The organism is Fulvivirga lutimaris (assembly GCF_009711525.1).
In the GTDB taxonomy this organism is placed as follows: Bacteria; Bacteroidota; Bacteroidia; order Cytophagales; family Cyclobacteriaceae; genus Fulvivirga; species Fulvivirga lutimaris.
Genome location: NZ_SMLV01000276.1, coordinates 1 through 10,069 on the forward strand (window position 1 = coordinate 1; position 10,069 = coordinate 10,069).

Genomic DNA, 10,069 nt, shown 5'->3' on the forward strand with positions numbered 1-10,069 from the left:
TCTTTCAAAAAGTGTTCAAGGTGTGTATTTCAGTAATATCGTTGAAGTTGATGGTGCATTCTCTTTTTATGCTGGTGCTCCTATTTCACACGATAATGGAGAGTCTTCAATTATATTGATAGAACTTTCAATGTCCGATGTTTATGAGATTATCTCAGATACAACAGGCTTAGGTGAAAATGGAGAAGTAATCCTGGCTAAGCTAGATTCATCTAATGGGCGAATTAATTATATTAATAAGCCAAGAAACGATCCTGACGGTGCATTCAAGATTTTGAATCTTGGTGATGTAAAATCCAAGGCTGTTCAAAAAGCTGTAACAGGATTTACAGGCCTCGGAGCAAATACTGATTATAGAGGCAAAGAAAACCTGGCTTATTGGACATACATTCCAAATGTAAAATGGGGCTTTGTTTCTAAAATAGATACCGAAGAGATTTTTGCCAATGCAGAGAACCAGTCATGGAAGTTTTTTGTAGCAGGTCTTATAATTTTAGCTTTGGCTACTATAGTATCGCTAATCTTCTCTAAATACTTGACCAGTCCATTAGTTTCACTAAAGAAAACACTGGAGTTAGTCGGCAATGGTATTTTACCTGAAAAAGTTGAAACGAAGACTTCTGATGAAATTGGTGAGATGACCGGTAGTGTTAATCACCTCGTAGATACATTAAAAAACACTGCTCAATTTGCTCAGCAAATTGGAGAAGGAAACTTTACAGCAGATTTCAAATCTATCAATGATGATGATGCCCTGGGAATGGCACTCATTAACATGAGAGACAATTTGATTGAAGGCGAAAAAAGAGATAAGGAAAGAAACTGGATCGTAACTGGGGTAGCTGAAATTGGCGAAATCCTCAGAGCTCATGACGAACTTGAACCACTAGGTGATGCGGTTGTAAAATACATTATTGGAAAAATCAATGCTGTTCAAGGTGCCTTCTATGTTGTGAATGACGAAGACGATGACTCTTATTTAGAAATGAAGGCCAGCTTTGCTTACAATAGAAAGAAGCACTTAAAGGCCTCATTTAAATTTGCAGAAGGTCTGGTAGGTCAGTCAGCTGCAGAAAGAGATACAGTTTTAAGAACTGAAATTCCACATGATTATGTAACTATTACTTCTGGTATATTGGGTGACCAAAGGCCAACTTCTATTCTTATTGTGCCACTAATCACTGATGAGAAGGTGTATGGTGCAGTGGAGTTTGCAGGCTTCGAAAAATTTGACAGCAGTAAGGTAAAGTTTGTTGAAGAATTAAGTTTAATACTGGCCAGAACAGTATTTAATATTAAAGTTAACGAGCGCACCAGAAGACTTCTTGAAGAATCTCAGACCATGAGTAGTGAGCTGCAAGATAAGCAGGAAATCCTTCGTCAGAATGCTGAAGAGATGCAGGCTACTCAGGAGGAGCTTCAAAAGTCTAACAGCAAGCTTGAAGAGCAAATTGAGGAGGTAAATCGTACTCAAAACAGAATGCAATTACTTCTTGAAAATGCTTCAGAGGTTATTACTATCTATGAAGAAGACGAAACTGTTAGGTACATAAGCCCATCAGTTGAGCCTATTTTGGGTTACACTCAAAAAGAAATGATTGGTCAGAAGGACTCAGACAAAGTGAATAAAGAACACGTTGCTGAATTCAAAGGCATGTTTAAGGCTTTACTTGAAAATCCTGATGAGCAAGTCACCATCCAATACGAATATTTAAGTAAAGAAGGCAACTATATATGGATTGAGTCTACAGGAACAAACTTCATGTCGAACCCTGCCATACATGGTATGATTGTAAACTCCCGTGACATTACAGAAAGAAGAAGAGCGGAAGTAGAGCAGAGAATGCGAAGTAAGATGCAGGCCTTGTCAGAAAACTCTCTTGATCTTATTACTAGATTAGAAGATGAGTCAATCTCTTATATCAACCCGGTAATTGAAGAATATACAGGTAAGAACCCAGGTAAATTCTTGAACCAGAAAATTGTAGAAGCAGAATTAGATAAGAATATTCTTGATCGTTGGTTAGAAATTGTTGAACAAGTTAACAGCACCAATGATAAAGTAGCTACTGAAATGGATTTCCCATCAGAAATGGGTGATCGAGTTATGCAGATAAATGCGATTCCGGAATTTGATGATAATGAAAAGTTAGAATCTGTACTTCTTGTCTCACATGACATTACCGAACGTAAGGTTATTGAGCTAGAGATTCAGAACAAGAATAAGAAAATTGCTGATAGTATAAACTACGCCAAGCGTATCCAAAATGCTATTCTTCCTAACAATACAGTTATCAATAAAGTACTACCAGACTCTTTTATACTTTATAAACCAAAAGATGTGGTTAGTGGTGACTTCCCTTGGTATGTAAAAATTGGTGATGAAATATATCTGGCCGCAGTAGATTGTACTGGTCACGGTGTTCCAGGAGCACTGCTTTCATTAATTGGTTATTTCTTACTTAATGATATTGTAAGAAGTAGAAAAATATCAGATCCAGGATTGATTCTTGATCAGCTTGATGAAGGTGTAACAACAACACTTAGACAAGACCAGGACGATTCTAAAACCAAGGATGGTATGGACATCGCACTTTGTAAGATAAATACGAAGGAGCGTAAAGTCGAATATGCAGGTGCTCACCGTCCACTTTATGTAATGAAAAATGGTGAGATGGAAGAAATCAAGGGTAATAAGTTTGCCATTGGTGGTGGTATTTATAAAAACCAGACCAACTTTACCAACCACATTGTAGAATTGAAAGAAGGAGATTCATTCTACTTCTGCTCAGACGGTTTTCCTGATCAGTTTGGGGGGCCTGATAATAGAAAATTTGGTCCAAAACGTCTTCGTGAGACTATTGTTGATATTCATAAAAAATCAATGGTTGAAGCCCATGAGGTATTCGACAAAGGATGGGAAGACTGGAAAGGCGAAGAAAAACAGACTGATGATGTGCTGTTAATAGGTATAAAATTTTAGAACTTTAATTAAATGTCGTATTTTGACAGATATTGAAGTAGATTTATTTAATTTATAAAATTGATTCTGATTTAAGAACTTAGGATAAAACGCTTTAAGACTTATGAAGTATATTTTTGATTTACACAAAACCATGCTGGAGAATAATCTGATTTTGGTTTATGAGGGAGAATTCACTCAAGAAATTACAAAATCTGTTCTTGCCATGGCAGAAAGAAATATGGATTCTTCCGGTGAAGAGTCAGCGGTAAAAAGAAAAGTATTCAATGTAATGGTTGAGTGCCTTCAAAATATCGTGAAACATGCTGATGCTGTAGCCAATGATCATTCGGCAGTATTTATGATTGGTAAGCAAGATAATGAGTACATCATTATTTCTGGCAACCCTATTATGAACGAAAACATAGACGGTCTTAAAGCTAAGATAGATCAGATCAATGAATTGGATAAGGATGGCCTCAAAGAACTCTACAAAAGCATCATAAAAAACACAGAGATTTCTGACAAAGGAGGTGCTGGATTAGGCTTTGTTGACATGGCACGTAAATCTGGCAACAAATTAGGCTATGATTTTCCAACTTTGGATGACAAAAGTTCATTCTTCTGCCTTAAGGCATCAGTTGCAAGACTTTAATTAATTGATTAAAAAGATTTAAAATAGAACATATAATGGACATACTAAATTTAGAAGGCACTGAAGATACCCCAAAGATCATGTTGGATAAGGGTAATGGCATCTTTGAAATTTCCGGAAGAAGTCTTCCTGAAGACTCTGCTGAGTTTTACCAACCCGTTCTTGATTGGATAGAAGAGTATTCTCAAGATGCTAACCCAAGTACGGAGTTCATGTTCAAACTGGAGTATTTCAATACGGCTTCCAGTAAGTTGATCCTTGACGTACTATCAGCATTGGAAGACATTGATGGAATGTCTATCATGTGGTACTTCCATGAAGATGATGAAGATATGGAAGAAGCAGGTGAGGAATTTTCTGAGCTTGTTGAAATACCGTTTGAGTTCAAAACATACTAATTTTTTCGTTTATCTGATTTTTTGCAGTTATTAATCTGCCTTTAGCAGAAACTAGCCTATGAGTGAGGAAATACTAAAAGCACTTACCCAACTTTTTGCCATTATCACCAAACAAGATGGGGGTGTTACTGAGAAAGAGAGGCAGTTTGTAATAAGTTTTTTCCAACAAGAGCTTGATCAGGATTCTGTCAAAGAATACCTCGAGCTTTATGACAAATTTGTTGGCTATAATCAAGACGGAGGGGAAGAAAAGAAAGAAGATGATGATGGAGGAAAGAAAAGAAAGCTAACCTCCGTTAGAGATTCCGTAAAAACTCTAGGTCTTTGCAAAAAGATCAACAAGACCTTAACCCAAAAGCAAAAAGTTGTTGTACTAATAAAAATATTGGAGCTCGTAGGCTCTGATAAGAATTTCACTCCGCAAAGGATGGAAATCATTGATACTATTAGTACAGTTTTTAACATTGTAAAAGACGAGTACAAGCTAATTGAGAGCTTTGTCATCAAAGCAGATCACAAAGAGCTTAATTTCAATGACATCCTGATTGTTAATAATGAAGGTGAACACTCGCATGATGTTGAGGCAATTAAAGCAGAAGCAGAAAATTCAGACACGCATTCAAAACACTTTAATACTGATATAGACGGGAATATTATATTCCTCAAGGTAAATAGTGTTGACATGTACTTCACTAAGTACATTGGCAAGGACCAAATAGTACTGAATGGTTTTATTATGCAGAGAAATAGGGTTTACCTATTCTCTCATGGCAGTACTGTTAAAACCCCACTAGGCGCTGCACTTTACTATAGTGACCTGATAGCCCTGTTTAATGAGGAGCTACAAACAGCAAAATTATCCTTTAACGCGAACATTACTGAGTTCAGGTTTCCTAATGGGGCCTTAGGTCTTCGTGACGTTCAAATTTCTGAAGGTCCTGGACAGCTTATCGGGATTATGGGTGCCAGTGGTGCTGGTAAAACCACATTAATGAATGTTCTGGCTGGTATTGAACAACCTACTGTTGGTAGTGTAAAAATCAACGGCTTTGACATCAATACTGAGAAAGAAAAGATTCATGGTGTAATAGGGTACGTTTCTCAGGATGACCTTCTTATTGAAGAATTAACAGTTTACGAAAACCTTTATTATAACGCTAAATTATGTTTTGCTAACCTTTCTGAAGAAGATCTTAGTGCCAGAGTGCTTAGTGTACTTGAAAGTCTGGGTCTTGATCAAAGAAAAGATCTAAAGGTTGGAAGTGTATTGGATAAAACCATTAGTGGTGGTCAGCGAAAAAGGCTAAATATTGCCCTGGAGCTTATACGGGAGCCTGCAGTGATGTTCGTGGATGAACCTACATCTGGACTTTCCTCTCGTGACTCTGAAAATGTAATAGATTTATTAAAAGAGCTGTCTCTTAAAGGAAAGCTCATATTTGTGGTTATTCACCAGCCATCTTCTGACATCTATAAGATGTTTAGTAAGATGTATATCATGGATACCGGTGGGTATCCGGTATTCTATGGCAATCCTGTTGAAGCGGTTACATATTTCAAAAAGGCAACAAATCAGGTTGATAGTCAGCGAGGACAGTGTGAAACTTGCGGCAATGTTAACCCAGAGCAAATTTTCAATATAATTGAGGCAAAAGTTGTTGATGAATACGGACAGCTTACCAATAAACGAAAGGTAAACCCTCAGCAGTGGAATGATAGTTTCATAGAGCATTTTACCATTGAGAAAGTTGAAGATTTAAATGAAGAACCAGCTCACTCTTTGTTTATCCCAAACAAGATAAAGCAAAGCATAATCTTCACTACGAGGGATTTGTTGAGCAAAATTAGTAATAGACAATATCTACTTATTAATCTGCTGGAGGCTCCCCTACTAGCAGTTATTCTTGCTTTTATTATCAAATATAAGAGTAGTCCTTTTGGCGATAGCTATATATTTAGATTCAATGATAACATTCCGGCTTTCATGCTGATGAGCATTATTGTTGCGCTGTTTATGGGATTAACAGTCAGTGCTGAAGAAATAATTAGAGATAGAAAGATTCTGAAACGGGAATCATTCCTAAACCTAAGCTGGAACAGTTATTTGATGTCTAAGCTGTTTATATTATTCCTGCTTTCTGCAATTCAAACCATGATGTTTGTAGTGGTTGGTCACTTAATTCTTGAAATTCATGGCATGACCTTCGCATTTTGGTTTGCACTATTTACCTGTTCATGTATGGCTAATGTGCTGGGGCTAAATATATCAAGTGCATTTAATTCAGCAGTTACTGTTTATGTAATGATACCATTGCTGCTTATACCTCAAATGATCTTAAGTGGATTATTATTCAGTTTCGACAAGTTAAATGATATTCTAAGTACTAAAGGCAAAGTGCCTATTGTTGCTGATATGATGGCATCGAGATGGACTTACGAGGCAATGGCCGTTTATCAATTCAAAAATAATACGTACGCTGCTCCTTACTTTGATATCGAAAAAACAGAAGCTAAAGCAGATTTTAAAGCAGCCTATCTGGTAGAGGAGCTTAAACGAAAAAATCAATTCATTGGGGAGAATCTAGAAGGTGCTGGTGATTCATTGAATTACATTTTACAAAAAGACCTGAGGATTATTAGAAACAATCTTGAGATTGAACCTTTTAGAGAAGGTATTGAGGAGTTAGATATTGACAACCTAACTCTTGAAAACTATAACAAAGAAATTAACCAGCAACTAGTTGATTACTTTACGGCCTACAAAAGGCATTATCAAGATGTGTATAATAAGAGTGTTGCTACAAAGGAAAAAATGGTTTATTTCTTTGAGAACAACGCTGAGTATGAATACAATCTGAATCAGGCTAAAAATGAGTACTACAATGAAAGTCTAGCTGACTTGGTTATGAACGTGGCGGAAAAAGATAGAATAATAGAATATGATGGAGAGCTGATTCAACAGATTAACCCCATTTATAATGATCCTACAAATCCCTCTCATTTTTTAGACTACCGTACACACTTTTTTGCTCCGCAAAAATACTTTATGGGAACCTACTTCAGCACTTACACCTTTAATCTGATAGTGGTTTGGATCATGACATTGATACTATATATTTTCTTATACTTCGAGGCATTGAGAAAAGGAATTAATGCCTTCGGAAAAATTAAAATAGGCAGTAAAAAGTCAAAATAATTGTACTTTAGTAATATTGCAATTACAAATAATATTGTTTGTTATAGATAAATGAATTCATAATTTTGTTTACATCATAAAAGTTGTGCATATGAGGATTTTAGCATTGGTCATGGCTGTTTTTATTTTTGCTTGTAATTCAAGTAAAAAACCAGATGAACAAGCCTTTTTAGAAAGTTTGGACTCGACAACTGTCGAAGGGCCAGCCATATCAGAAGAAGTAATCAGCAGTATTATACAGCAGATTCCTTCTCCATTAGAAATTTCAGTACTTCTTAAAGAATCTGGTACTAAGTACGACAAGGGCTTTTTGAACTCTGCTGATAACCTTTCAAAGTATAACAGTAATTACCGTAAGTCACTTAACCTTGGTATTTATGGCACTGATTTAGGTTATACTAATATCTACGAGCAAAATCAGGATGGTTTGGATTATATGGCTACTATCAAAGAATTAGCTGATGGACTAAGCATCGGGCAGTTTTTTGACATTGAAACCATCGGTAGATTAGCAACTAACAGTAAGAACTTAGATTCTTTGCTGTTGATTACCACACAAAACTTCAATAACATCAACCATTATCTTCAAGAGCAGAATAGAGCAAACCTAAGTGTTCTTCTTTTAACTGGTGGTTGGTTAGAAGCTATGCACATCACATGTCAAGTAGCCTCAAAAAATCCGGATAACAACGAATTAAGAGAAACTATAGGTGAGCAAAAAATAATTTTAGAAAATATTGTTCTGCTTTTGAGCTTCTATCAGGAGGTTGATCAAAATATGGCATCACTTTTGGAGGACATGCAAAAGTTACAAGCAGAATATGAAAATGTTGAAATTGTAACCACATATAAAGAGTCGACTTTTGAGATAGTGGATGGGGTGATGGTTATCAAGGACAATAGTTCAAGTGAAATTAAAATCACTAATGAGAACGTATCAAGTATTTCTGCTTTGATTAGTTCAATTAGAAAAAAAGTTATTAGTTAAGTGGAAAACATGCGAAATATGAAAAAGGCACTTTATTCAATTTTTATAGCGAGTTTATTTTTTATCGCGGGTAATGTAAATGCCCAATGCAACTCAGAGCAATACACCAACACTTGTATCCCTAAATTGGCTACAGGTTTCAATTTCTTGAAAAGCTACAAAATAGATGGTCAGGGTGGCTCTAAAACAAAAGTTGAATACTCTTATGTATTCACTAAAGGAACTCAGTACATGATTAATGTATGTGCAACAGGTGAGTCAACAGATGGTATTATCGTTAGCTTATTTGATAGTAACAGAAATCAGGTAGCTAGTAGTAAAATAAACAATCAATTTATTTCTGCTATTGCATATCCTTGTAACACAACGGGTATCTATTATATACAATATACATTTGATAACTCGACAGAGTTCTGCGGAGGTAGTGCTCTTGGGTTTAAAAGATAGCGTTATTAAAAGCTAAAATATAAAAGCAGGTTTCGAAAGGGGCCTGCTTATTTTTTTATGCAGGAAAAGAGAATCAACATACAGTTTGAAGCACACTACTATCAGCTGGGTGAACTGAATGAGTCTACTGACAACCTTATTTTTGTTCTTCACGGTCATGGACAATTGGCTAAATACTTTATCAACAAATTCAAGTCACTTGATAATGGAAAAAACTGCATAATTGCTCCGGAAGGATTATCAAAATACTACTTAGAAGGGTTTAGTGACCGTGTAGGTGCCACATGGATGACCAAGGAGGATAGACTAACGGATATCAACAACTACATCGGCTATCTTAACTACATTTATGATGAGGTTAAGGGTTATATTGGATCAAAGACAAAAGTTACTGTAATAGGCTTCTCTCAAGGCTCAGCAACAGCCTCTAGATGGGTTGCAGATGCTTACATGAATTTCGATCGGCTAATCTTATGGGCAGGCATATTTCCACCCGATATGGATTTTAATAAGACTTCGCTAATTCTCAAAGATAAGCCCATACAATATGTATATGGAAAGTCTGATCCTTTTATAACTCCTGGCAGAATTGAAGAAATGAAGGAGTTATCTACGAAGCTTAAGTTGCAGCCGGACATCATTCAGTTTGATGGTGTTCATGACATTGAAGAAAAAACGCTTAATCAGTTATTTTTATGAACCATTGTTGAAGCTGCCTGAGCAGTTGGGAAGACGACCATATCACTTATATTAACATGTGCAGGTCTTGTTACAACGTAAAGTATGGTATCAGCTATATCAGCTGCTTGCAATGCGTCAAAACCCTTATACACATTATCAGCTCGTTGTTCATCACCTTTGAATCTCACTAAAGAAAATTCAGTTTCCACAAGGCCAGGATTGATAGCAGTAACCTTTATCCCATAAGGATTAAAATCCATGCGCATTCCATTGTTAATGGCATCAACAGCGTGCTTAGAAGCGCAATAAACGTTACCATTAGGGTAAACCTCCTTGCCTGCTATAGAACCAATATTCACCACATGCCCAGATTCTCTTTCAATCATTGAAGGTGTAATTGCTTTTGTAAGATAGAGAAGGCCTTTTACATTGATATCTATCATGGCGTCCCAGTCTTCAACATTACCTTCATGGATTGGTCCTAAACCATGAGCATTACCCGCATTATTAATCAATACATCAATTTGCTTCCACTCTGCGGGCAGTTCTTTTATTGCTTTAAAGACTGCTTCCTTATCCCTAATATCAAAGGAGGTTGTATACACTTCCGTTTGATTACTTAATGTATTAGACAATGCTTCCAGTCTGTCTTTTCTTCTCCCGGTAAGTATAAGTCTAAAATTATTTTGAGCTAGCAGTTCAGCGGTTGCTTTACCAATACCAGAGGTAGCTCCAGATATGA

General features: G+C 36.3%; 8 protein-coding genes. 7 read left to right on the forward strand and 1 reads right to left on the reverse strand.

Going from position 1 to position 10,069, the window contains the following annotated elements:
• The 7 genes from E1140_RS04400 to E1140_RS04430 all read left to right on the forward strand — a co-directional run.
• Window positions 1-2,983 (forward strand): PAS domain S-box protein (locus E1140_RS04400; RefSeq protein ID WP_155179440.1); only part of this gene is annotated, 2,983 nt, incomplete at its 5' end.
• A 103-nt stretch (window positions 2,984-3,086) separates the two neighbouring features.
• Window positions 3,087-3,617: a SiaB family protein kinase gene (locus E1140_RS04405; RefSeq protein ID WP_155179442.1), complete on the forward strand. Its 531-nt coding sequence runs from the start codon at window positions 3,087-3,089 to the stop codon at window positions 3,615-3,617.
• Window positions 3,618-3,652: 35 nt separating this feature from the next.
• On the forward strand, window positions 3,653-4,015 hold the full coding sequence (locus tag E1140_RS04410) for a DUF1987 domain-containing protein (RefSeq protein WP_155179444.1): 363 nt from the start codon (window positions 3,653-3,655) through the stop codon (window positions 4,013-4,015).
• A gap of 58 nt (window positions 4,016-4,073) precedes the next feature.
• The gene (locus E1140_RS04415) at window positions 4,074-7,211 is read left to right on the forward strand and encodes an ATP-binding cassette domain-containing protein (RefSeq protein WP_155179446.1); all 3,138 of its coding nucleotides are present in this window, start codon (window positions 4,074-4,076) and stop codon (window positions 7,209-7,211) included.
• A 91-nt stretch (window positions 7,212-7,302) separates the two neighbouring features.
• Window positions 7,303-8,199 (forward strand): hypothetical protein, encoded by an 897-nt coding sequence (locus E1140_RS04420; protein ID WP_155179448.1) that lies wholly within the window; start codon window positions 7,303-7,305, stop codon window positions 8,197-8,199.
• A gap of 18 nt (window positions 8,200-8,217) precedes the next feature.
• Window positions 8,218-8,646 (forward strand): hypothetical protein, encoded by a 429-nt coding sequence (locus tag E1140_RS04425; RefSeq protein ID WP_155179450.1) that lies wholly within the window; start codon window positions 8,218-8,220, stop codon window positions 8,644-8,646.
• Between the two features lie 57 nt (window positions 8,647-8,703).
• Entirely contained in the window at window positions 8,704-9,345 is a 642-nt protein-coding gene (locus tag E1140_RS04430; RefSeq protein ID WP_155179452.1) for an alpha/beta hydrolase, read from the forward strand.
• Here the strand turns inward: E1140_RS04430 and E1140_RS04435 are convergent.
• Window positions 9,330-10,067 carry an SDR family NAD(P)-dependent oxidoreductase gene (locus tag E1140_RS04435; RefSeq protein ID WP_343034141.1) on the reverse strand — a complete coding sequence of 246 codons (738 nt, stop codon included), beginning with the start codon at window positions 10,065-10,067 and terminating at the stop codon, window positions 9,330-9,332. The genes E1140_RS04430 and E1140_RS04435 overlap by 16 nt on opposite strands.
• Between the last annotated feature and the right edge of the window lie 2 nt (window positions 10,068-10,069).

Bases quoted from the DNA above. Each gene is read 5' to 3' on its own strand.
- E1140_RS04405 (WP_155179442.1), top strand. From the start codon at position 3,087: ATGAAGTATATTTTTGATTTACACAAAACCATGCTGGAGAATAATCTG.
- E1140_RS04410 (WP_155179444.1), top strand. From the start codon at position 3,653: ATGGACATACTAAATTTAGAAGGCACTGAAGATACCCCAAAGATCATG.
- E1140_RS04415 (WP_155179446.1), top strand. From the start codon at position 4,074: ATGAGTGAGGAAATACTAAAAGCACTTACCCAACTTTTTGCCATTATC.
- E1140_RS04420 (WP_155179448.1), top strand. From the start codon at position 7,303: ATGAGGATTTTAGCATTGGTCATGGCTGTTTTTATTTTTGCTTGTAAT.
- E1140_RS04425 (WP_155179450.1), top strand. From the start codon at position 8,218: ATGAAAAAGGCACTTTATTCAATTTTTATAGCGAGTTTATTTTTTATC.
- E1140_RS04430 (WP_155179452.1), top strand. From the start codon at position 8,704: ATGCAGGAAAAGAGAATCAACATACAGTTTGAAGCACACTACTATCAG.